The organism is Neolewinella sp., assembly GCF_965214665.1.
Lineage (GTDB): Bacteria > Bacteroidota > Bacteroidia > Chitinophagales > Saprospiraceae > Neolewinella.
Genome location: NZ_OZ243970.1, coordinates 1,379,360 through 1,402,606 on the forward strand (window position 1 = coordinate 1,379,360; position 23,247 = coordinate 1,402,606).

Genomic DNA, 23,247 nt, shown 5'->3' on the forward strand with positions numbered 1-23,247 from the left:
AGGGTTGCCCCCAGCCAAAATTTCATGCGGGATTTTGGGCTACGACACACTGCTCGCCTTGCCACCACCGGGCCTGCACCGGCGGCCCCGCCCCTGCGCTGGTAGACTATCGCGGTAATTAGCGGATACCTGTAAATTGAACAATTGATGAACCATATAAAGAAATTTTTGGATGAGTAACTTTAATTATCGCATAACTCGTCTGAAGAGCGGCCGGTAGGTGGAAGCTAAGTACGGTTTACTATATTGTCGGCGCAATGACCTCTACCCTACCTAACCCTATCGTCGCTCCGGACTTCCTGCTGGAGACCGATGCCGCCCGGGAGCTGTACCACGACTACGCGGCCGGTATGCCCATCATCGACTACCACTGCCACCTGTCGCCGGCCCAAATTGCCACCAACCACCAGTTTGCTAACCTCACCGACATCTGGCTGCGCGGCGACCACTACAAGTGGCGGGCCATGCGGGCCAACGGTATCCCGGAATCGGGCATCACGGGCGAGGCCGACGACCGCGAGAAGCACCGTAACTGGGCGGCCACCGTACCATACACGCTGCGTAATCCGCTCTACCACTGGTCACACCTGGAGCTGGACCGCTATTTTGGCATCGACGAGCTGCTGAGTCCGGATAACGCCGACGCTGTTTACGACCAGTGTAGCAACCGATTGCACGAGCCTGGACTACGCGTACGGGGCCTGCTGGAAGGCATGGACGTACGCACCGTCTGCACCACCGACGATCCTACCGATAGCCTGGAGCACCACCGGGCGCTACGGGAGGAGGGCTACGGCATCCGCGTATACCCGGGCTTCCGTCCGGACAGGGCGCTGTTCATCGACCGGCCGGACTACAACGACTACGTGGACCGGCTGGCCGAGGTGACCGGCCGGGACATCAGCAGCTACACCGATCTACTCGAGGCCCTTACACAGCGCATCGACTACTTCCACGCCCTCGATGGGCGGGTAGCCGACCACGGGCTCAACCAGCTCTACGACGTGGACTATACCGAGGGGGAGCTGACCGAGCTCTTTGCCCGTCGCCGGGGGGGCGAGAACGTATCGCCCCACGAGGCCCGGGTATTTCAGACGGCGGTGCTAGTGGAACTCGGCAAGGCCTACCACGCACGGGGCTGGGTGCAGCAGTTTCACCTTGGGGCGCTGCGCAACAACAGCTCCCGCATCCTGCGCGCGGTGGGCTCCGATGCCGGGGTGGATAGTACGGGCGACTTTCCCCAGGCGCGTGGCATGCGGCGGCTATTCGACACCCTCGACCGCACGGACCAACTGGCCAAAACCGTCGTGTACAACCTGAATCCGGCCGACAACGAGGTCATGGCCACCATGGTCGGTAACTTCAACGACGGCAGCATGGCCGGGAAAATGCAATTCGGCTCCGGCTGGTGGTTCCTGGACCAGCTCGACGGCATGGAGGCCCAGATTAATGTGCTCTCCAATATGGGGCTGATCAGTCGCTTCGTGGGTATGCTTACCGACTCACGGTCCTTCCTGTCTTTTCCCCGCCACGAGTACTTTCGCCGCCTGGTATGCAATATATTCGGCAATGACATCAAGCGTGGATTGGTGCCGGACGACCGCCGCTTCATTGGTAAGATGATTCAGGACATCAGCTACACGAACGCCCATAACTACTTCAATTTCCCTAAATGAAAATCGTCACCTTCGGAGAGATCATGCTTCGCCTAGCCCCTCCCGGCTACCTCCGTTTTTCCCAGGCGCAGGAGTTCAACGTCATCTACGGGGGTGGCGAAAGCAACGTTGCCGTCGCCCTGGCTAACTTCGGCATGGAGGCCCACTTCGTGACCCGCCTGCCCGACAACGACATCGGCGACTGCGCCCTGATGGAGCTCCGTAAGCGTGGGGTACACACGGAGCACATCGTACGCGGTGGCGAACGGCTCGGTATCTACTTCCTGGAAATGGGTGCCGTACAGCGTGGCAGCAAGGTCATTTACGACCGGGCTAATTCCGGCATGGCCACCATCGAGCCCGGCATGGTCGACTGGGACGAGGTTCTCCGGGATGCCGACTGGTTCCACTGGACGGGCATCACCCCGGCCCTGAGCCAGGGGGCTGCCGACGCCTGCCTGGAGGCGATCCAGGTCGCCAACCGCCTGGGCGTCACCGTCTCCACCGACCTCAACTACCGCAAGAAGCTGTGGCAGTACGGCAAGGATCCCCAGGACGTGATGCCCGACCTGGTCGAGGGCTGCGACATCATCCTGGGCAACGAGGAAGATGCCGAAAAGCACTTTGGGCTACACCCCGAAGAGGTCGACGTCACCGCGGGCGGCGAGATGGACGGCACCAAGTACCTGCCCGTACTCAAGGAGATCATGGAGCGCTTCCCGCGCTGTAAAATGACCATTACCACCCTGCGCGGCTCGGTCAGTGCCAGCCACAACAGCTGGTCGGGCGTGCTCTATGATGGTAAAAAACTCTACGAAACGGAGACCTACCAGATTACCGACATCGTCGACCGGGTCGGCGGGGGCGATAGCTTCATGTCGGCCCTGATTTACGGGCTGCTGACCTATAAGGATGACAAGCAGCGCGCGCTGGACTTCGCCGTCGGTGCCTCCTGCCTTAAGCACACCATTTACGGCGATGCTAACCTGGTCACGGTCGATGAGGTCATTAAACTCGTAGACGGGGACGGCTCCGGCCGCGTGAGTCGTTAAACTATCAATCATTTGCTTTGGCCCAACACACTCGCCTTCATACACTTACTACCATTCACGAGCAGGGGATCATGCCCCTATACTACCACGCTGACGTAGCGCTAGGTAAGGACATCCTGCAGGCCTGCCACGCCGCCGGGGGGCGGCTGTTGGAGTTCACCAACCGGGGTGACTTCGCCCACGAGACCTTCCGTGACCTGAGCCTGTACGCCCGCGCCGAGCTTCCTGAAATGGTCCTCGGCGTAGGGTCGATCAATGATGCGCCCACCGCCGCGCTCTACCTGCAACTGGGAGCCGATTTCATCGTCTCGGCCTCCCTGCGCGAGGACGTGGCCCTGGTCTGCAACCGCCGCAAGGTGCCCTACCTGCCGGGCTGCGCCAGTCTGACGGAGATCGGTCGGGCCGAGGAGCTCGGCTGCGAGATCGTGAAACTGTTCCCGGGCAGCGTCTACGGACCGGAGTTCATCAAAGCGGTAAGCGGTCCCCAACCCTGGACGAGCATCATGCCCACCGGCGGAGTGACCACGGCGCTCGATAACCTCACCGGGTGGTTTGAGGCCGGGGCCGTCTGCGTGGGGCTGGGCTCGGCCCTCATCGGTGGGGCGGTACTCAAGAATCGGGATATGGACGGACTCACCGCGGCAGTCCGCAGTGCCCTCGCAACGGCTAAGGAACTACGCTCGTGAGACTACTTACTATCCTCTTACTAGGTCTGGCCCTGTCGACATGCAGTGACGAGAGCGGCGTAACCGTACTCCACCTCGGTCACGGGCTCGACACTGGCCACCCTGTACACCTAGGTATGGAGTTCATGGCGGAGCGACTCGCGGAGAAATCCGGGGGTACGGTCACCATTTCCATCTACCCCAATCAGCAACTGGGTAGCGAGCGGCAGTGTCTGGAGTTGGTGCAGATCGGCAGCATGGCCATGACCAAAGTATCGGCGGCCGTGCTGGAGAATTTTGCCCCCGCCACCACGGTCCTCTCCCTGCCGTACTTGTTCACCGGGCGGGAACACGTGTACAAGTTCCAGGATAGCCCCCTGGGCAAGCAGTTGCTTACCGAGAGCGAGCAATTTCGCCTACGTGGGCTGGTCTACTTCGATGCCGGGCAGCGGTCCTTCTACACCAAGGACAAAGCCGTACGCACCCCGGCCGACCTCCAGGGTCAAAAGATCCGCGTCCAGCTCAGCAATACGGCCATTAATATGGTAAAAGCGCTCGGCGGCTCCCCCACCCCGATCTCCTACGGCGAGCTCTATACCGCCCTGCAGCAGGGGGTGGTCGATGGGGCCGAGAACAACCCCCCCAGCTTCTACACCAGCCGCCACTACGAGGTCTGCAAATACTACACCCTGGATGAGCACACCGCCACCCCCGATGTGCTCATCATCGGTACCGAGGCCTGGAACCGGCTCACTCCCGAGCAACAGAACTGGGTGCAGGAGGCGGCCGATGAAGCCGTCGTCTTCCAGCGAAAGCTCTGGCAGGAGGCCGAGCAGGAGGCGCTCGACGCCGTAGTGGCCGCCGGCGTGGAGATCATCCGTCCGGACAAAGCTCCCTTTATGGAGCAGACCCGATCCATCCTCGACGACTACCGCGACGATCCGGTGATTTACGATCTCATTCAACAGATCCAAACCATGGCCCCCGGTGAAAACTAAGGTCGACCGCATCCTCGGCGCCGTGCTCATCTTCATGCTCGCGGTGATGACGCTCGACGTGCTCTGGGGGGTGTTCACCCGCTACGTGATGGCCGATCAGGCCAGTTGGTCGGAGGAGCTGGCGCGCTTCCTGCTGATCTGGATTGGTGTACTCGGGGCGGCCTACGCCAGTGGCCAGCGCATGCACCTGTCGATCGACCTGCTGGCCAATAAACCGGTACGCCTGATTGCGGCCCTCATCATCCTATTTGCCCTGGCGGTTTTTGTGGTTGGGGGCATGCAGCTGGTACTCCTGACCGCCGAGCTCGGGCAGACCTCCCCGGCCCTGGGTGTACCGATGTCCCTGGTCTACGCCGTGGTACCCATCAGTGGACTACTCATCATTTTCTACCGCCTACCCGACCTAACCGCCCCCCGCTGATGGAAGTCGCCATTCTCGTGCTCACTTTCGTCATCCTGATCGGCCTCGGCATGCCCATCGCCTGGTGTATCGGTATCAGCGCTACGGTCACGATGCTCTTTAGCATCCCCACCCTGCCGGCCCTGACGACCATCGCGCAGCAGACGGCTACCGGTCTGGACAGTTTCGGACTACTGGCCATTCCCTTCTTCATTCTGGCCGGTGAGATCATGAATCGGGGGGGCATCGCCCGCCGCCTCATTGCCTTCGCCCGTTCGCTAGTCGGTAGTCTGCCCGGCGGACTGGCCCACGTCAACATTATCGCCGCCATGCTCTTTGGGGCCATCGCCGGATCGGCGGCCGCGGCGGCCTCGGCGGTCGGTGGCACGGTCGGTAAGGCTATGGAAAAGGAGGGCTACAGCAAGGAATTCTCCGCCGCGGTGAACATCACCTCCTCCACCACGGGGCTCATTATCCCGCCCAGCAACATCCTTATCGTGTACAGTCTGGCAAGCGGGGGCGTGTCCATTGCCGCCCTCTTTCTGGCCGGCTACCTACCGGGCCTGCTGGTAGGTTTTCTGCTCATGATCGTGGCTGCCATCCTCGCCAAGCGCAAGGGCTACACCACCAGCGGCAGTTTCTCGGTGAGGGAGGTGGGCCGCAGTTTCGTGCAGGCCCTACCCAGTCTGGCGCTGCTACTTATCGTCATCGGGGGCATCGTGGTGGGGGTCTTCACGGCTACGGAGGCCTCGGCGGCGGCGGTGCTCTATTGTCTGCTGCTCTCGTTCGTATACAGGGAGGTTACCGTGGCGCAGCTTCCGCAGGTGTTTCTTAATGCGGTCGGGACCACGAGTATCGTCATGATCCTGATCGCCACCAGCATCTCCATGTCCTGGATCATGGCCTTCGAAAACATCCCCCAGGACATCACCACCTTCCTGCTGGCCACCAGTGACAACCCCGTGGTGATCATGATCATCATCAACCTGATCCTGCTGTTCGTGGGCGTCTTCATGGACATGACCCCGGCGGTGCTCATCTTCACCCCTATTTTTCTGCCGGTGGCCGTACAGATCGGTATCGACCCGGTGCACTTCGGCATCATCATGATCCTCAATCTCTGTATCGGACTCTGCACGCCGCCGGTGGGTTCGGTACTCTTCATCGGGGTGGGCGTGGCGGGTACGACCATTCGCAAGGTCGTCCGGCCGCTGGTGCCCTTCTTCATCGCCATGCTGGTGGCCTTGCTGATCGTCACCCTGGTCCCGGGCCTCAGCACCTGGCTTCCCGCGCAGTTCGGCTTTTAGTACAGGTGGGCGGGGCCGCCGGTGCAACGAACTTCGTAGGAAGCGCGGGGCTTCTATCCGGCAGACGAGTCTTGGTATGGGCAGCAGCGCACTTTCGTGGGGCATCCGGGGACTCAGCCTACTGGTGCTGTGCCTGGTGCAGGTCATCGGTAGTGAGCCGGGGATCTCGACTACCGGTCTAGCCCTACTGCTCCTCGTTCTCGGCATACCCCACGGGGCGGCGGATCATCTTATCTTTCGGGCGCGGCATCCGGAGCGGCAGTGGCAGGGGCAGCGGTGGAAGTTTCTGGGCTTTTATTCCTTGCTGGTAGTGCTTTACGGTCTGTTATGGCACGCCTTTCCAGCCGTCGCTTTTTTGGTATTTTTGGCAGTGAGCGTCTATCATTTCGGACAGTCGTATGGGGAGGGCGGCATGGCCTCGCAACTGGCCTGGGGCAGTTTCGTATTGCTCTTCCCGGTGGTGTTGCACTACCCGGAGGCCGCCCCGATCATTGAGCGCATGGTCGGTGCCACCCTAGCGATCAGTGAGCCCGAGCGGATCATCGTGTGCGGCATGCTAATTGCAGCCAACGTGGCGCTGCCCCTCTGGAAAGGGACCGAGCAACGCGCAACGGGTCAGGAGATCGCGCGGAGGTTGCTCGATCTGGCCCTGCTTACTGCCCTGTATCTATCTACGGATCTACTCCTGGGCTTCGGACTATTTTTCCTGCTCTGGCATAGCGTACCGGCGGCGGCTGCGCAGTGGCGTTACCTGCACCGGCGTACCGTGGTGGTGGATGTGCGGGGGTATCTACGGGAGCTACTGCCCCTCACCCTAGGGGCGGTAGGCACACTGGGGGGGCTGTACCTTTGGATTGCGGGGGGCCGCGGGGCGCAGATCGATCTCGGGGTGGTCTTTATGCTGGTATCGTTGATTACGCTGCCGCATGCGTTGTTGATCGACCGGGTGTATCGCTGAGGTGTACCTACCAAGGCAGCCGCTCCCCATCGCGGAAAAAGCCCCCGGTAGGGCCGTCATCGGGCAGCAGGGCGGCCCAGAGAATGCTATGGGCACCTTCTTCTACACTCCGGGGAGCGTTTTGTCCCCCCATACGGGTACGCACCCAGCCGGGGCAGACGGCATTAACTAAAATCTTATCGTTGGCCAGGTCGGCGGACAGCTTCAGGGTGAGCATATTGAGGGCAGCCTTGGTGACGGCGTAGGCCGGGGTGCCGGGCCAGCTCTCGACAAAGGAGCCGCTGGCGCTGGAGACGTTGACCACCCGCCCTCCCCCACCCTTGCGCAACTGGGGGTAAATGGCCTGGATAAGCCGCCAGGGGCCAAGGGTATTGACCTGCCAGGCCTCCTCGACGATATGGAAGTCTGCCGTGAGGGTATTTTGGAAGGTGTCGTAGTGGATACCGGCGTTGTTGATCAGTACGTCGACCGTACCAATGTCGGTCCTCACGTAGTTCGCGAATGACTGAATACTTTCGGGGTCGGCGATATCGAGTTGGTGGTAGATGATCTCGCCTGCTTCGACCTGCATTGCACCGGCGGCCCCTGCCTCGGTTCTGCTGGTAAGGAGGACGCGTACGCCCTGCCCGGCGAGTTGGCGCACTACTTCCAGGCCCAGGCCCCGGTTGGCGCCGGTCACGATGGCTGTCTTCATGGGGCGAAAGGTAGGGCGGCGCGAACAAAAGCGAGCGGTAGGCAGTACCCAAAGAAAAACAACCAATACACATGAAACGTACCGCAACCGCACGCTGGAATGGCTCGCTCAAGGACGGCTCCGGCCACCTATCCACTAAGAGTGGCGTGCTCGAAGAAACCAGCTACTCCTTCAAGAGCCGCTTTGAAGATGGAAAGGGCACGAATCCCGAAGAGCTCATTGCCGCCGCCCACGCCGGCTGCTTCACCATGGCCGTGACCCACGCCCTGGGCGAGGCCGGTTACACCGTGCACGAGCTCGATACCGACTGCGCCATCGACTTCCAGGACCAAACGATCAAGGAGAGTCACCTGAAAATGGAAGCCCGGGTTAAGGACATCCAGGAGGACGAGTTCGACAAGATCGTGCAGAAGGCCAAGGAAAACTGCCCGGTGTCGCGTGCCCTCAATGCTAACATCACTCTGGAGTACAGTCTTCACTCGGTGGGTAGCCCGGTGGCTTAAGGGCTTTTTCCCTCTGCTCCGACACCAAGCCCCCGTCAACGGCCGTTGACGGGGGCTTGGTGTTATTTCCTGCGCGAGGAGGCACGCACCCGCAACTCCCCGGCCTGTACGATTCGTTCGGTGGGTAGCGGTTCCGCGTTGTCGATCTGCCGGAACAGCAGCTCGGCGGCTGCCGCGCCCATGCGCCCGCTAAACTGCTCCACGCTGCTAATGGCCGGCTCGATGATGCGCGTAAAGGGCTCGTTGGAAAAGGCTACGAGGGCCAGATCTTCCGGAATCGCTACTCCATGCTCCTTGCAGTAGAGCGTGATGCCAAGTCCGGTCCAATCGGAGGCCGTGAAGATGGCATCGGGCGGTTCGGGCAGGGCTAGGAGACGAGCGGCGGCGGGGTACCCCCTCTGCTCGTTCAGGCAGTCGCGGTCGATGTACTCGTGCCGTAGGGGTAAGCCCACCTCCTCCAGGGCGCGGACGTAGCCAGCGTAGCGACCGGCGTAGATGCTGACGCTATTCGGCCCGCCCAGGTGGGCGATGCGGCGGGCCCCCTGATCGAGCAGGTGGCGCACGGCCTGGTAGGACATCTCCGCATCGTCGATGATGACGCGGTGGGCGGCAAAGTGCTCCGGCACCCGGTCGAAGAACACCAGCGGAAACTGCCGCCGCTGGAGCTCGGCAAAGTGGTCCATCCGGTCGGTCTCCAGGGTACAGCTGGCTAGGATGCCGTCGACGCGGGCAGCGGTCAGGGCGGCAACGTTTTCTCGCTCGGCGGCCAGGGTCTCGCTACTCTGGGTGATGATGAGCTGAAAGCCGCGGCTGCGGGCTACCTGCTCGATACCACTGATGGCGTTGGCGAAGAAGTCGCGGTTGATCCGCGGGACGATGAGACCGATGGTTTTAGTGGACCCACCGCGCAGACCGGCCGCTACGCGGTTGGGCTGGTAGTTGAGGTCGGCGGCGGTGGCGGCGATGAGTTCCTTAGTGCGGGAGTTGATGCGCTCGTCGTCACGTAGGCCGCGAGAAACGGTGGAGGGGCTAAGGTTGAGTCGCTGGGCAATGTCATAGATGGTGACTGCTTTCTTTTTCATAGGTGGTGGCGGACGGCGGACAGCAAATGGGTAAGGTAAGGCTTGGCGCCAATAAAAAGCGGGCAGCGGGATTGACCCCCCACTACCCGCATCCAAAGCTAAAATGGTGTGATATAAATAACTAAGTCCTCGACCCCGTACTACTACTAGTCGACGTTGTCGTGCAAAAAGGAGTTGTTGCGCCGTAGCGGCCGCTCCTCGTCATCGTTGATGGTCCAACGGCTCATTTCCTGCTGGTCGCTCGATCCGTTGTTGTCCAGCTGGATGTTGCGGCGCAGGTAGGCGGGCTGGTTTTCTAGCTCGTTGACTACCTTGGGATTGCTCAACTTTGGCAGTTCACTGCGCTGGCGTAGGGCCTCGCGACGCTGCTGGTCGCGCAGTTCGAGCTCGCGGCGTTCGGCGGCGCGGCGCGCCTCCTCCTCTTCCTGGATGAAGCTCTGGGTGAAACTACCGCTAGCGCGGCGACGGGCCTGCAGGCGGGCCTTGGCCTCCTCCATGTCCTCAAACTCAAAGGTGGTGGTCTTGCTATTGCCGTAGCCTACGGGGTCCTCCTCCCCGGTAATTTCCTCGAGCTTAGTGCGGCGGGGAGCCTCCTCGCGTTTCTTTTCGAGGTGAACCACCTGCCGTTCGGGAGCGACGTTCCGATTAGCCTTCTTCTTATCACCAAAGCCGGTAGCGATGACGGTCACGCTGATCTTGTCGCCCAGCGCCTCATCAAAGCAGTTACCCCAGATCAGGTCGGTGCCGTAACCGGCCTCCTCCTGCACGAATTCGGTGATCTCGAAGATCTCATCCATGGTCACCTCGCGCGTACCGCTGGTGATGTTGAGTAGGATGTGGTTGGCACCGCGGATGTCGTTATCCTCCAGCAGCGGCGAGTGGAGGGCCTGGTCGACGGCTACGCGGGCGCGATCTTCTCCCTCAGCACTGGCGGTACCCATGATGGCTACACCACTGTCGCGCATGACGGTATTGACGTCCTCGAAGTCGACGTTCACATAACCCGCCACGGTGATGATCTCGGCGATGCCTTTGGCCGCCGTGGTCAGGATATTATCGGCCTTGGAAAAGGCGTCGCTCAGATTCAGGTTACCGTGGATCTGACGGAGTTTGTCATTGGAGATCACGATCAGCGTATCGACATTGTCCTTCAGCTCCTGCAGCCCCTCCATGCCGTTGGTGGCCCGCCGGCGCCCCTCGAAGGTGAAGGGCAGGGTGACGATACCGACGGTGAGGATGTTCATCTCGCGTGCCGTGCGGGCGATGATGGGTGCCGCTCCGGTACCGGTACCACCCCCCATTCCGGCGGTGATGAAGACCATGCGACAGTTGTTGTCGAGGTACTTACGAATCTCCTCGATACTTTCCTCGCAGGCGAGTTTACCGACGTTGGGCTTGGAGCCGGCTCCGCGGCCTTCCGTTAGGTGGGGCCCAAGCTGCACCTTGGTGGGCACGGGGCTGAGCTCCATGGCCTGGTGGTCGGTATTACAGATGGCAAAATCGACGCCGACGATGCCTTGTTCGTACATATGGTTGACCGCGTTGCTGCCACCGCCGCCTACGCCGATCACTTTGATAATGGGAGATTCTCCCGTTGGAAAGTCGATAATCATGGTTATATGTTGTCCTCGTCAGCCGAGTTCTTTTGTTAGCGCCCTGAGCGCTGGCAAAAGCTCGTCTGCCGAGTTAGGTACTCTAATTTAGTTGATATCGCTGACATTTCAGCAAATGGTTTGCACTTGGGCGGGGCCGCGGGTGCAAAGGGAGGGGAATTCGGCCGCCGAGGGCTAAAAATCCCGGTCGGGCTCGGCCTCGAACCACTCTTTGGTGCGCTTGAAGACGTTGTCAAACCAGCTCGGCGCGTTGGCCTCCTCCTTGATCTGCTCCTCGAGTTCGAGCTCGGTGGCGGGTTCCTCTTTTTTGGGCGGGGCAATCTTGACCCGACCAGCGTCGATGTCGGCGAAGCCTTGTAGGAGTAGTCCTACGCCGGTGGCGTAGATGGGACTGGTCAGGCGCTCCGTATATCCGTGAGCCAGGTGCTCGACGGGCGAGCCGACGCGGCAGTTCATTCCGGTGTGCAGCATGGTAAGCTTGTCGAAGTCCTTGAGCAGGGCGCCACCCCCGGTGAGGACGATACCTCCGATGAGCTGGTTGCCATCGAAGCCGGAACGACGGATTTCCCAGAGTACGTGGTCGAGGATTTCCTCGGCGCGAGCCTGGATGATGAGGCTTAGGTTTTTCTCGCTGATCTCCTTGGGCTCGCGACCACGGAGGCCGGGGATTACGATCATTCGGTTCTCATACACCTCGCTGGCCAGCGCGCTGCCGTAGTTGACCTTGAGTTTTTCGGCGTGGTCCTCCATGACGGTGCAACCCGCCTTGATATCCTTGGTGATGACATGTCCACCGAAGGGGATGACCGCGGTATGCCGAATGATGCCCTCCTGAAAAATGGTGATGTCGGTAGTACCCCCGCCGACATCGACTAGGGCTACTCCGGCGTGCTTTTCGTCGTCGTAGAGCACGGAGGCGGCGCTGGCGATCGGTTCCAGGGTGACGTTGGCCATCCGCATACCGGCGCGCTCGACGCAGCGGTTGATGTTGTTGCTGGCCGTGATCTGCCCCGTGATAATGTGGAAGTTGGCCTCCAGGCGGGAGCCCGACATACCGATGGGGTCGATGATTCCCTGCTCGTTATCTACGGTGTACTCCTGAGGGATGACGTGCAAGATCTTATCCCCGGGGGGCAGTACGAGTTTGTGCATATCGCCGATGAGGCGGTCGATGTCGCGCTGACCGATTTCGGAGTGGGGGTTGTCGCGCATCAGCATGCCGCGGTGTTGCAGGCTTTTGATGTGCTGGCCGGCGATGCCGACGTGGACGGTTTCAAAACTTTGCCCGCTGGTCTGCTCGGCCAGGCGGCGGGCTTCGGTGATGGCGCGCACGGTCTTCTCGATATTGGAGACGACACCGCGCATGACGCCCTCCGATTCGACCTTCCCGGTACCGAGGATCTCCACGCGTCCGTGTTTATCGCGGCGACCGACCAGGGCGCAGACTTTGGTGGTGCCGATATCAAGTGCGGCGATGGTGTGTAGTGTGGTATCAGTCATTATATCCCAAGGTTTGAAAAAGAGTGTATGGCAGCGGGGCGGGGTCATCGCCCCGCTGCCCGTAATTATGGTTAAGCTTTTTTGGCTACTACCTGATCGGCGTAGCGTAGATCGAAGCTCCGGTACTTCCTCCAACCCTCGTACGGAAGTCCTTCGCGGTAAAATATTTTCAGGCGCTCCAGGCGCAGTGGGGTTTCTTTGGCATCGTAGCGGCCCAGGTAGATGACCTGGTCGCCGAGCTTTGGGGCTAGAGTGAGCTCTCCGGTGGCGCTCACGTCGATCTGCTCGACGAGGGCACGGAGGAACTCGTCCCGGCGCAGGTAGTGGCCCAGCGCCATCAGCTGCTGGAGCTGGTGGTCTGGCTTCTCCGGGTAGTCGTCCGACCAGGGCACCACCTTGCCGGTTACCACCGGTACGCGTACCGTGTAGTTGGGGCTGAGGGGTAGGCGGACACCGTCGAGATCGAGGTAGTAGTTCTGACCGTTGTCGGCTATTACACGCAGGAGGGGGATGCGCTGTTCGGCCGTGATGTGCAAAACCAGATCGGCATCGACGTAGGCCTCGGCATCGCCCACAAAGGGCTGGGCTTCGAGCACTTCTTCCACGCGTTCGATGTCGATATCGGAAAGCGTGAGTTGGTCGAGGGATTTGGTAAAACTCGCCTGTAGTAGTTCAAGCAACTCCTCCGGTTCGACCAGGTTCGCGTTGTCGGGAAGGGGGAGGACTACGGGCTGCACAGCACGGATGGGCGTTGCCTCCCGCTCGGTGATGGCCGAGATCGCCAGCACGGCCACGAAGAGGGTGACGAAGATCCAGCCGTAGCGCCGAATAGCAATAAATACGCTGGCGAGTAGTCGGCCCAGCGCGGCCGTCGCTTTACTTGCCATGGGATACAGTAGTTTTGCGGTGCTGGGCTACTACGCGGCGCACCAGTGCATCGATGTCGCCCGCGCCGAGCAACAGCAGCACCCCATCGGTAAGTTCCGCCGTTGCCTCCAGCATCTGGGTGTCGGTGAGCAGCCGGCGTTTCTCGTTTTTCATCATCCCGTAGACGAGCTGACTCGAGACTCCGGGAATGGGCGCTTCCCGCGCGGGGTAAATGGGAATAATGATCGCCTCGTCGAGCGCATCGAGGGCGCGGGCAAATCCGGGAGCGAAATCCTGGGTGCGACTGTACAAATGGGGTTGAAACACGCCGCGGATTGTTTTATCCGGATAAAGCTCGCGGGCCGCCGCAATGGCTGCCCGTAACTCCGTAGGGTGGTGAGCGTAGTCGTCGATGATGACTAGCTCATCGGTACGCAGCACGGTTTCAAAGCGGCGGGCAATGCCGTGAAAGTTGGCCAGGCCCTCGCGCAGGTGTTCTTCCCCCCCGCCGGCCAGGCGGGTCACGGCGCAGGCGGCCACGGCGTTTTCAATGTTGTGTCGTCCGGGCAGCGCCGTGCGTAGATTTTGGATCAGGTGGCCGTCGGGCTCCCGCAGATCGAACTGAAAGGCTCCGTGTACTACCCGGATGTTATGAGCACAGAAATCTCCCCGCCCGATGCCGAAGGTAGTCACTAGTATCTCGTCTAGTCTAGTAAAGTGCTCGGCCACATCGTAGCGCACGATGAGCTGCCCACCGGGCTTGATCTGCCGCGCAAAGGCTCGGAAGCCCGTTTCGAGCATGTTGTCGTGGTCGCCGTAGATGTCGAGATGGTCGGGGTCGGTAGAAAGCACTACCGCGATCTCCGGATGCAGGGTCAGAAAGCTCCGGTCGTACTCATCGGCCTCCACCACGACCCAGTCGCTCTGCCCGTGTACGTAGTTACCCGCAAAGTCCCGCGCGATGCCCCCCAAAAAAGCTGAAGGGTCAAGCCCGGCGGTCCCCATCAGATACGCCGTGATGGTCGTCGTAGTAGTTTTGCCGTGGGTGCCGGCGATGCCGACGCAGCGCATCGCCTCGCTAATCAGGCCCAGCACCTGCGAGCGCTTCATGACAGTGTACTGTCCCGACCTGACCTTCACCAATTCAGGAAAGTCGTTGGGGATAGCGGGCGTATAGACAATGAGTAAATCGGCGGCAGCAGCAGGGACCAGCTCGGGACGGGCGGTATAATGAATGTCCATCCCCTCTCCTTCTAGGGTCTCGGTCAGTAGGGTACGTATCTTATCGTAACCGGCCACGGCCACCCCCCGGCTACGGAAGTAGCGTGCCACGGCTGACATACCGATGCCGCCGATGCCGATAAAGTAGACCCGTTCCACGTCAGACAGCTGCATGGGAAGCATCCGTTTTAGGAGTGAGGGAAGGAAGAAGCGCTAGCACCTCCTCGGCGATGCGGGTTACGGCACCCGGACGGGCCAAGGCCCGGGCGTTGCGGCTTAGTTCGTCCCGCCGCTCCCGATTGTCCAACAAGGTGTATACGGTGGGTACAAGATCGGAATTTACCCGGCTATCGGCCACAAGTACCGCGGCATTTTTTTGCGTAAGTGCCTCGGCATTTTTCGTTTGGTGGTCTTCGGCTACCCAGGGACTGGGCACTAAAATCGCGGGTTTACCAAGGTACTCGATCTCGGCGATGGTGGTGCTCCCCGCCCGCCCGATCACCACAGTAGCGCTGGCGTAGGCTTCGTCCATCTTATCGAGAAAGGCGGAGAGATGTACATTAGGTAGTGCGGCAGTCGCACAACTCTCGTACGTAGTGAGATAGGACCGGCCGCACTGCCAGATCCAATGCACCTGCGGCCGCGCCCGGATGAGCTTGGTGCTGCCGGCCATGGCCTCGTTGAGTGATTTTGCGCCGCCGGAGCCACCCGTGAGCAAGACGGTCTGCGACGCATCACCGGATTTTTGCTCCAGTTCCCTGACCCGATCCAGGAGCTGCTCGCGCACGGGATTGCCGGTAATGACGAGTTTGTCGGCCGGAAAAAACTTGGCCATGCCGGGAAAGGCCACGCAGATCCTGTCCACCTTACTGCCCAGCCACCTGTTGGCCAGTCCGGCAAATGCGTTAGGCTCCTGGATGAGGGTGGGAATGTCCATGCGCGCGGCGGCGTACAGGACCGGTGCCCCCGCATACCCCCCGGTCCCAACCACAGCATCCGGTCGGAAGTCGCGCAGAATGGTCCGGCAGCGGAACAGGCTACTGAGCACTTTCACCGGAAAGCTTAGGTTGTCGAGGCTGAGCTGACGTTTGAGGCCGCTGATCCACAGCCCCTCGATGCGGTACCCGGCGGCCGGCACCTTGTCCATCTCCATACGCCCCTTAGCCCCTACGAAGAGGAATTCTGCGTCCGGGTGCTGGCGCTTAAGCTCGTCGGCAATGGCGATGGCCGGGAAGATGTGCCCGCCCGTGCCGCCGCCGCTGATGATGAATCGTAACGGTCTAGGTTGCATCGGCGGTCACGGCTTCGATGTACTTCGACACGGACATCAGGATGCCCAGCGAAATACAGGTGAACAGGGTGCTCGTACCCCCCATACTGACCAGCGGCAGCGTAAGCCCGGTGACGGGCAGGAGGTCGAGATTGACGGCGATATTGAGGAAGGCCTGCAGCAGAATGGAGAGCCCCAGACCAAAGGCCACCATCGCCCCAAATGCCTTACTACTGCGCGTGACTAGTCGGATCACCCGCACGAAGAGTAGGAGATAGATCCCAATGAGTGCGATACCCCCTACGGCCCCGTACTCCTCCACGATGATGCTATAGATAAAGTCGGACTGGGCACTGTAGAGCGTATGCCGCTGCGTAGAATTACCCGGGCCCACCCCGATGACCCCCCCGTTGGCGATGGCGATCATGGCCCCCGTGATCTGTCGGCGGTCATCGACCTTGGCGGCGGCGGGGTTGAAGTAAGTCTCAATGCGCTTTTCCCAGGTGGCGGCGCGCGGTACCAGGTTTGGGTACTTCGAGCCTACCATCACCAGAACGCTGAACACACTGATACCCAGTAGAATAAGCATAATGATGTATTGCATCGCTACCCGCCCCACGATCATCATCAGGATGCAGATTAGAAACAGCATGATGGCAGAAGAAAGGTCGGCCAGCGCAATGAGCAAGCACACCGCCAGCACCGGTAGGATGATGGGTACGAAGGCCCCCTTGAAGTCCTTAATCACGTCCTGCTTCGAGCCGATAGCCCGGGCAACGAAGAGGATCAGCGAGAGCTTCGCGAAGTCTGAGGTCTGAAAGGTCTGGTTCACGAACGGAATCGTAAGCCACCGCCTGGCCCCATTAATATCGGTACCAAATACCTGGGTAAGCAGGAGCAGTACGATAGACAAGAGGAGTAGCGTCGGAGCCCAGCGCGAGTATTTCGTGTAGGCCAGCAGGTGGCCGATGTAGATCACCACTAGCCCGAAGCCCAGGATGATCCCGTGCTTGATGAGGTATCCATTCACCGCCCCGCCAGCGTTGCGGTAGGCCAGGTTCGCCACCGCACTGTACACGGCCACCATTGAGATCAGGCTGAGCAGGATGATGATGGCCCACAGCACGCGGTCACCCCGCAGCTCGGTCGCTATGCGCGTAGATAGGTTCATCCGATGAGTTGTTGCACGCAGTCCCGGAACTGGTCGCCCCGGTCCACGTAGTTCTTAAATAGGTCAAAACTGGCACAGGCCGGGCTCAGCAAGATGGTATCTCCGGGTTTAGCGTACTGATCGGCCAGTCGGACGGCAGCCTCTGCGCTCTGGCACTCCACCACCCGTTCCAGCCACTCGAAATCTTCTCTCAGTTTCTCGTTATCGAGCCCTAAACAGATGAGAGTGTGCACCTTATCGCCCATCACTTCCTGTAGGGGAGCATACTCATTACCCTTATCGGTGCCGCCAGCGATCCAAACCGTAGGTCCCATCATGGTTTCCAGGGCGAAGTAGGTACTGTCTACGTTCGTGGCCTTGCTGTCGTTGATCCAGGTACGGCCATCCGTGGTCGGAACGACCTCCATACGGTGCGGCGCAGGGCGGAAGCTGTCGAGGGCCAACTGTATTTCTTCGGGACTCACTCCAAGTTCCAGGGCGATCCGCACGGCAAACAGGGCGTTCATCGCATTGTGCCGTCCCCGCAGTTGGCCCGTTCCTAGCTCGAAGGTTTGCCCCTCCACGCTGATCATGCTTCCGGTAATGCCCGTCGCGGGGTCAAGCTCGGTAACAGCCGCACGCACCGGATTGCGGCGGCGCGCGGGTGCAATGGTGGTGGCATCGGCCAGTAGCAGCAGCTGGTCCTCCGGATGCTGATTGCGGGCGATGCGCAGTTTGCTGTCGGCGTAAGCGTCCATGCTGTAGCCGTAGCGATCCAGGTGGTCGGGGGTAATATTAAGAATAACGGCAATGTCGGGCCGGAACTGTACGATTCCGTCGAGCTGAAAGCTGCTGAGTTCCAGCACGTAAATGTCCTGCGGCTCGTGGTCCAGCAGGAGGCGGGCGAAGCTTTCCCCCAAATTTCCCCCGGCGATCACCTTTTCACCCGCCATTTGCAGCAGGTGGTGTGTGAGCAGCGTCGTGGTGGTCTTACCGTTGCTACCCGTGATGCCCACGATGGTGGCCTCGGGATCGACGAAGCGAAAGGCAAATTCGATCTCCGAGATGACCGGTATACCTGCCTTACGCAGCTTGACCACCGGCGGGGCGGTGTCGGGGATGCCCGGGCTCTTAACGGCCAGGTCGGCACGTAGTAGTTCGGCCTCGGTGTGCCCAGCGGTTTCTACCGCGATACCCGCACCCCGCAACTCTTCAAGGTAGGTAGCACTACCCGCTCCGGCGTCACTGACAAACACGGTGTAGCCCTCGCGCTGCCCCAGGCGGGCGGCACTTGCTCCGGATTCTCCGGCTCCGAGTACTATTAGGTGTTTATGCTTCATGGGTTAACCACAGCGTTTCGCAAAGTGGGGCACAGCGTCTCACGAAGTAATAGTAGCAGGGAGTAGCACTTCGTGCAACTCTGTGCCCTAATCTGTGAGACTCTGTGGTTCATATGCCTAGCGGATCTTAAGGGTGAGGATGGTGGCCACGGCCAGAAGGATGCCCACGATCCAGAAGCGGGTCACGATCTTGATCTCCGGCATACCGAGCTTCTGGTAGTGGTGGTGCAGGGGGGACATACGTAGGATACGCCGCCCCTCCCCATACTTGCGTTTGGTGTACTTGAAGTAGCTCACCTGGGCCATCACCGAGAGGTTTTCGATGACGAAGATGCCGCACAGAATGGGGATCAACAGTTCCTTACGCAGCAAGATGGCCAGGGCAGCGATCACTCCGCCGAGGGCGAGTGAACCGGTATCCCCCATGAAGACGGAGGCCGGAAAACTATTGTGCCACAGAAAGCCCAGGCAGGCTCCCACCAAGCAGCCGCTGTAGATGACCAGCTCCTCGGTGCCCGGCAGAAAGAGGATGCCGAGATAGTTAGCGGCGATCGCGTTACTGCCCACGTAGGCGAATACCGCCAGGGTGCCGGCGATGATGGCGGAGGTGCCGGCAGCTAGTCCGTCGAGGCCGTCCGTAAGGTTGGCTGCATTGGAGACTGCGGTGACGATAAAGACAATCAGCGGGACGAAAATGATCCAGGCCAACTGGCGGCCGATGCCCAGTACGTTGGCGTAGGTCAGCACGCTGTTTTTTAGGAAGGGCACGTTGGTCAGGGTGGTATGGTAGTCGGCCCGCGCTACGGTAGCACCGCTTTCCAGGGTTACTATGCGTACCTCCCCCACCCGCTGTGCCTCGGTGATGCCATCGGCTTCCGCCTGGGCGACGTTCATACGTACCACCACCTGCTCACTAAGTAGCATGATGCAGGCGATGAGGAGCCCGAGCCCGATCTGTCCGGCTACCTTGAATTTTCCGGCCAGGCCATCCTTGTTCTTGTGCTTGATCTTGAGGTAGTCGTCGATGAAGCCGATGGCACCCATCCATACGGTGGCAACCAGCATCGTGATCAGGTAGATGTTGTCGAGCTTAGCGAAGAGAAGACTGGGTAGGAGCACGGCCAGTAGGATAATCAGTCCGCCCATGGTGGGGGTACCCTTCTTCTCTAGCTGCCCTTCCAGACCGAGATCCCGTACGCTCTCGCCGATCTGCTGGCGGCGCAGGTAGCGGATGATCCGCCCCCCCGTTACGATGCTCAGCACCAACGACACGATGATCGCCACTCCCGTACGTACACTCAGGAAGCGCAACAGGTTCGCGCCGGGAAAGTCGCCGAAGGTCGCACGCAGCCAGTCGAACAGCTCAATTAACACGGGCGGCGGCATTTAGGGCGTGAGCTAATTCCTCGCGGTCGTCGAAGGGAGTGCGTACTCCCGCGGCTTCCTGGTAGGTTTCGTGGCCCTTACCGGCTACCAACAGCACTTCGTACCCTAGTCGAACGGCCGTGCGAATAGCCTGGCGGCGATCGGTGATGCGTAGCACCTTCGGGGTGAGAGCAGCGGGTACGCCAGTCTCCATCTCGTCCAGAATAGCCTCCGGAGACTCCGAACGGGGATTGTCGGAAGTGAGGATAGTCTGGTCGGCCAGCTCGGCACTGATGCGGGCCATCGCGGGGCGCTTGCTGCGGTCGCGGTCACCACCGGCACCCACTACGCAGGCAAGGCGGTGGCCCTCGGGCAGCAGGCTACGTAAGGTCTGGAGTACATTCTGCAGGGCATCGGGCGTGTGGGCATAATCAACCAGGGCCGTGGTGCGACCGCTGGGATCGGGCACGTGTTCCAAACGGCCCTCAGCGCCCCGTAGGCCACTCAGCGTGATGAGTACCTCCTGGGGATCCTGATCCAGTAAGGCGGCCGTACCGTAGGCAGCCAGCAAGTTGTAGGCGTTGAAGCGACCTAACAACTTAAAGAAGCCCTCCGTGCCGGCGATGTCAAGCTGTAGTCCCTGGGGAGTGTCGGCCAGTAGCCGCGCGTGGAAGTCAACCATCGTACGCAGGCTATACCGGTGTACGGTGGCCGCAGTATTCTGTACCATCACCCCGCCGCGCTTATCGTCTGCGTTCACCAGGGCGAAGGCGGCGGCGGGTAGCTGATCGAAGAAGGCCTTTTTAGCGGCGAGGTAGGCAGCAAAGGTGCCGTGGTAGTCCAGGTGGTCGTGGCTCAGATTAGTGAACACGCCCCCGGCAAAGGTGAGTCCGTGGATGCGGTGCTGGTGTACCGCGTGGCTACTTACCTCCATAAATACATAGTCGATCCGCGCATTGCGCATCTCGGCTAGCGTAGCCTGAATAGCTAGGACGTCCGGGGTAGTATGGGTAGCGGGACGTACCTCCCCTCCCAGCCGCACCTCTACGGTCGAGAGCAGGCCCGCGCGGTAACCCAGGCCGGTAAACAGCTCGTGTAGCAGCGTGGTGACCGTAGTCTTTCCGTTGGTACCGGTGACACCCACCAGGGTTAGCTGCTTACTGGGTGACTCATACCAGATGTCGGCTAGTTGTGCCAGGGCTACGGCACTGTTTTCGACGGTGATGAGGGGAACTTCGATCTCATCGGCGGGCACCGCGGCCAGCCCACTCGCCTCCCCCACCACGGCGATGGCACCGGCGTGTACCGCCCGCTGGATGTAGGCGTGCCCATCTACCTGGGTGCCGCGGATGGCTACGAACACAAAACCCGGCTCCACCCGGCGGCTGTCGAATGCAATACCCCGTACCTCATGGTCCTCCATCCCTCCCGCGGGGGAAAGGGTCTGAAGCGCGTGGATGAGGTGAGTGAGCTGCATGATTCTAGCGGAGGATAAGTTCTACGTCCTTACCGCGCTGGCCGCGGCCGTCGCTCTGCCACCGCATGTTGACGACCCGACCGACGCCGCGGGGGTGGACCACGTAGCCCTCGTTTTCGAGCACGTACACGGCATCGCGCAGGCGCATGCCGCGCACGTTGGGAAACTGCTGGGCGGCTGGAGCAATCGCGGCGAGCTCGACGTGTTCCTCCGCGCCGTTGACGGTAGCCAGCTCGGAGTCGGGCAGCGAATCGACGGCAACGTTCACGTAATCGAGCACCTCCACCAGCTCGGGCAGGTAGCCGGCGTCCCGACTCGGCAGCTCGCCGGCGTAGAGCACCGGGCGGGGGCCCTGGTTGATGGGCTCGTGCACCTCGATCATGCTGTTGTAGATGTTGTCGGCAATCTCGCGGAAGATGGGACCGGCCACGTCGCCGCCGTAGTAAGCGCCCTGGGTGGGATCCTTGATGACGACGATGATCGTGTAGGTAGGGTTCTCGGCCGGAAAGTAGCCGGCAAAGCTGGCCTGGTACTTTTGCTTACGGTTCTTCTGGCTGTAGTTTTGCTGGCTGGTGCCGGTCTTGGCGGCAAAGCGGTACTGATCGGTTTTGAGGCGCTTGGCGGTGCCGCGGTCGACCACCCCCTCGAGAAGGCGCTGGAGCTGCTCAATGGTCTCGGCGCTGGCAATGTGCTTATCGATCACCGTAGGCTTGTACTCCTCCACGGTACGGCCATTATGCTTGATGTCAGTGACCAGGTAGGGCTTCATCATGCGCCCACCGTTGGCGACCGCATTGTAGAAGGTGAGCATCTGGAGGGGGGTGAGGCGGCTCTCGTAGCCGATGGCCATCCAGGCCCGGGAGATACCCGAAAAGCCGACGCGGCTGGTATCATTGATGAAGGCCGCCCCCTCGCCCTCCAGCTCGATGCCGCTTTCGGTGTCGAGGTGGAAATCTTGCAGCCGCTGACTAAACTCGTTGTCTTTGTAGAGGCTATCGACCAGTTTAGCCATCCCCACGTTGGAGGACTGCTCGAAGGCGTCGCGCACCGAAATTATCCGCCAATTCTTACTCAGGGGGTTGGAGTCCTCCATGGTGAGATCGTAGAAGGTTTTCTTCCCCCGTTCGATATCCACCTCGCTATCCAGATCAACGTAGCCATCCTCGAGCAGGGCCATCATCGTGGCCAGTTTGAAGGTGGAACCGGGTTCGTTGGAGCGAGAGATCGCGTAGTTGTACTGCTCGGCAAACTTATCGCGGCTCTGGTTGACGGCCCCGAGGTTGGCCATGGCACGGATGGCGCCGGTTTTTACGTCCATGACGATAGCCGTACCCCACTCGGCCCGGTGCCGGCGCACGCCCCGCTCCAGGGCGTTCTCGGCGATGTCCTGTATGTTGACGTCGAGGGTGGTGTAGATGTTAGCGCCCGAGGTGGGTTCCACGATGGCGAGGTTGTCCGTGGGTAACCAGACGCCGTTGCCCATGTTGAACATTTCCTGCTTGCCGCTCGTGCCGGCCAGGTACTCATCGAAGGCCCCCTCGATGCCCACCTTAGCCCCACCGGGCCGACTGTAGCCGATGGTACGCCTAGCCAGCCAGCCGAAGGGGCGCTTGCGGGCGGCGCGTTTTTCGACGATGAGGCCGCCGCCCATCCGGCCCTGGTTGAAAATCGGAAATTTGCGAATGCGCGAAAGCTCACTGTAGCTCACGCTCTCGGCGAGCTTGAAGTAGTGGTTAGCCGGTGCGCTCAGGCTGTCGCGCATCAATAGCAGACTGTCGCGCCAGGCCCCGGGGGTGTGGTTGCGGTCGACGTGGCGACTCAGCAGTAGGGCCAAACTATCGATGTTATCGTAGTAGTCGCGGGGGCTGGCCACGTAGGGGTCGAAGTGCAGACTGAAGTAGGGAACGGAGGTAGCCAGGAGGTTATCTCCAGCGCTGTAGATGTTGCCGCGCTCGGCCTGGACCGTCACGACCCGGAAGCGCTCGCGGCCCAGCTTCTGGAACTCCGCCTGGCGCACTACGGCGATGTCTATGGTGCGGTACACCAGCAACCCGGCTACGGGAACGATGATCACCGCCAGAATGGCGAAGATGCGGATGAGGACCTCGTCTTTAAAATTTACCGCCATCG

20 protein-coding genes are annotated in these 23,247 nt (G+C 60.8%); 8 read left to right on the forward strand and 12 right to left on the reverse strand.

All coding sequences use genetic code 11. The features are described 5' to 3' along the window. The first annotated feature begins 257 nt into the window (after nt 1-257). The 7 genes from uxaC to ACOOHD_RS06195 all read left to right on the forward strand — a co-directional run bounded on the left by uxaC (nt 258) and on the right by ACOOHD_RS06195 (nt 7,035). A complete protein-coding gene (uxaC, locus tag ACOOHD_RS06165) occupies nt 258-1,676 on the forward strand; it encodes a glucuronate isomerase (protein WP_420460698.1) in 1,419 nt (472 codons plus the stop codon). After that, entirely contained in the window at nt 1,673-2,707 is a 1,035-nt protein-coding gene (locus ACOOHD_RS06170) for a PfkB family carbohydrate kinase (protein WP_420460699.1), read from the forward strand. Before uxaC ends, ACOOHD_RS06170 begins: the two co-directional genes overlap by 4 nt. Nucleotides 2,708-2,724: 17 nt before the next feature. Beyond that, entirely contained in the window at nt 2,725-3,393 is a 669-nt protein-coding gene (locus ACOOHD_RS06175) for a bifunctional 4-hydroxy-2-oxoglutarate aldolase/2-dehydro-3-deoxy-phosphogluconate aldolase (RefSeq protein WP_420460700.1), read from the forward strand. Next, nucleotides 3,390-4,370, forward strand: a complete 981-nt coding sequence (locus tag ACOOHD_RS06180; RefSeq protein WP_420460701.1) for a TRAP transporter substrate-binding protein — start codon at nt 3,390-3,392, stop codon at nt 4,368-4,370. The genes ACOOHD_RS06175 and ACOOHD_RS06180 overlap by 4 nt, the downstream gene beginning before the upstream one ends. Next, nucleotides 4,360-4,791: a TRAP transporter small permease gene (locus tag ACOOHD_RS06185; RefSeq protein ID WP_420460702.1), complete on the forward strand. Its 432-nt coding sequence runs from the start codon at nt 4,360-4,362 to the stop codon at nt 4,789-4,791. Before ACOOHD_RS06180 ends, ACOOHD_RS06185 begins: the two co-directional genes overlap by 11 nt. After that, nucleotides 4,791-6,077 (forward strand): TRAP transporter large permease, encoded by a 1,287-nt coding sequence (locus ACOOHD_RS06190; RefSeq protein ID WP_420460703.1) that lies wholly within the window; start codon nt 4,791-4,793, stop codon nt 6,075-6,077. The genes ACOOHD_RS06185 and ACOOHD_RS06190 overlap by 1 nt, the downstream gene beginning before the upstream one ends. A 76-nt stretch (nt 6,078-6,153) precedes the next feature. Continuing rightward, nucleotides 6,154-7,035, forward strand: a complete 882-nt coding sequence (locus tag ACOOHD_RS06195; RefSeq protein WP_420460704.1) for a Brp/Blh family beta-carotene 15,15'-dioxygenase — start codon at nt 6,154-6,156, stop codon at nt 7,033-7,035. Between the two features lie 7 nt (nt 7,036-7,042). Here the strand turns inward: ACOOHD_RS06195 and ACOOHD_RS06200 are convergent, their stop codons facing one another. Further along, nucleotides 7,043-7,729: an SDR family NAD(P)-dependent oxidoreductase gene (locus ACOOHD_RS06200; protein ID WP_420460705.1), complete on the reverse strand. Its 687-nt coding sequence runs from the start codon at nt 7,727-7,729 to the stop codon at nt 7,043-7,045. 71 nt (nt 7,730-7,800) lie between these two features. Between ACOOHD_RS06200 and ACOOHD_RS06205 the strand changes: the two genes are divergently transcribed. After that, nucleotides 7,801-8,232: an OsmC family protein gene (locus ACOOHD_RS06205; RefSeq protein ID WP_420460706.1), complete on the forward strand. Its 432-nt coding sequence runs from the start codon at nt 7,801-7,803 to the stop codon at nt 8,230-8,232. 62 nt (nt 8,233-8,294) lie between these two features. Here the strand turns inward: ACOOHD_RS06205 and ACOOHD_RS06210 are convergent, their stop codons facing one another. From ACOOHD_RS06210 to ACOOHD_RS06260, 11 genes are all read right to left on the reverse strand, one after another. Beyond that, nucleotides 8,295-9,314, reverse strand: a complete 1,020-nt coding sequence (locus ACOOHD_RS06210; protein WP_420460707.1) for a LacI family DNA-binding transcriptional regulator — start codon at nt 9,312-9,314, stop codon at nt 8,295-8,297. A 146-nt stretch (nt 9,315-9,460) separates the two neighbouring features. After that, nucleotides 9,461-10,927: a cell division protein FtsZ gene (ftsZ, locus tag ACOOHD_RS06215; protein ID WP_420460708.1), complete on the reverse strand. Its 1,467-nt coding sequence runs from the start codon at nt 10,925-10,927 to the stop codon at nt 9,461-9,463. A 174-nt stretch (nt 10,928-11,101) separates the two neighbouring features. Beyond that, nucleotides 11,102-12,427 (reverse strand): cell division protein FtsA, encoded by a 1,326-nt coding sequence (gene ftsA, locus ACOOHD_RS06220; protein WP_420460709.1) that lies wholly within the window; start codon nt 12,425-12,427, stop codon nt 11,102-11,104. A 71-nt stretch (nt 12,428-12,498) separates the two neighbouring features. Then, a complete protein-coding gene (locus ACOOHD_RS06225) occupies nt 12,499-13,314 on the reverse strand; it encodes a cell division protein FtsQ/DivIB (protein ID WP_420460710.1) in 816 nt (271 codons plus the stop codon). Continuing rightward, nucleotides 13,304-14,689: a UDP-N-acetylmuramate--L-alanine ligase gene (murC, locus tag ACOOHD_RS06230; RefSeq protein WP_420460711.1), complete on the reverse strand. Its 1,386-nt coding sequence runs from the start codon at nt 14,687-14,689 to the stop codon at nt 13,304-13,306. Before murC ends, ACOOHD_RS06225 begins: the two co-directional genes overlap by 11 nt. Further along, on the reverse strand, nt 14,676-15,806 hold the full coding sequence (gene murG, locus ACOOHD_RS06235) for an undecaprenyldiphospho-muramoylpentapeptide beta-N-acetylglucosaminyltransferase (RefSeq protein ID WP_420460712.1): 1,131 nt from the start codon (nt 15,804-15,806) through the stop codon (nt 14,676-14,678). Before murG ends, murC begins: the two co-directional genes overlap by 14 nt. After that, entirely contained in the window at nt 15,796-16,956 is a 1,161-nt protein-coding gene (locus tag ACOOHD_RS06240; protein WP_420460713.1) for an FtsW/RodA/SpoVE family cell cycle protein, read from the reverse strand. Before ACOOHD_RS06240 ends, murG begins: the two co-directional genes overlap by 11 nt. Continuing rightward, entirely contained in the window at nt 16,953-18,275 is a 1,323-nt protein-coding gene (gene murD / locus ACOOHD_RS06245; RefSeq protein WP_420460714.1) for a UDP-N-acetylmuramoyl-L-alanine--D-glutamate ligase, read from the reverse strand. The genes ACOOHD_RS06240 and murD overlap by 4 nt, the downstream gene beginning before the upstream one ends. Before the next feature lie 117 nt (nt 18,276-18,392). After that, the gene (gene mraY / locus ACOOHD_RS06250; protein ID WP_420460715.1) at nt 18,393-19,649 is read right to left on the reverse strand and encodes a phospho-N-acetylmuramoyl-pentapeptide-transferase; all 1,257 of its coding nucleotides are present in this window, start codon (nt 19,647-19,649) and stop codon (nt 18,393-18,395) included. Beyond that, entirely contained in the window at nt 19,639-21,117 is a 1,479-nt protein-coding gene (locus ACOOHD_RS06255) for a UDP-N-acetylmuramoyl-L-alanyl-D-glutamate--2,6-diaminopimelate ligase (protein ID WP_420460716.1), read from the reverse strand. Before ACOOHD_RS06255 ends, mraY begins: the two co-directional genes overlap by 11 nt. 4 nt (nt 21,118-21,121) lie before the next feature. After that, nucleotides 21,122-23,245 carry a penicillin-binding transpeptidase domain-containing protein gene (locus ACOOHD_RS06260; protein WP_420460717.1) on the reverse strand — a complete coding sequence of 708 codons (2,124 nt, stop codon included), beginning with the start codon at nt 23,243-23,245 and terminating at the stop codon, nt 21,122-21,124. Between the last annotated feature and the right edge of the window lie 2 nt (nt 23,246-23,247).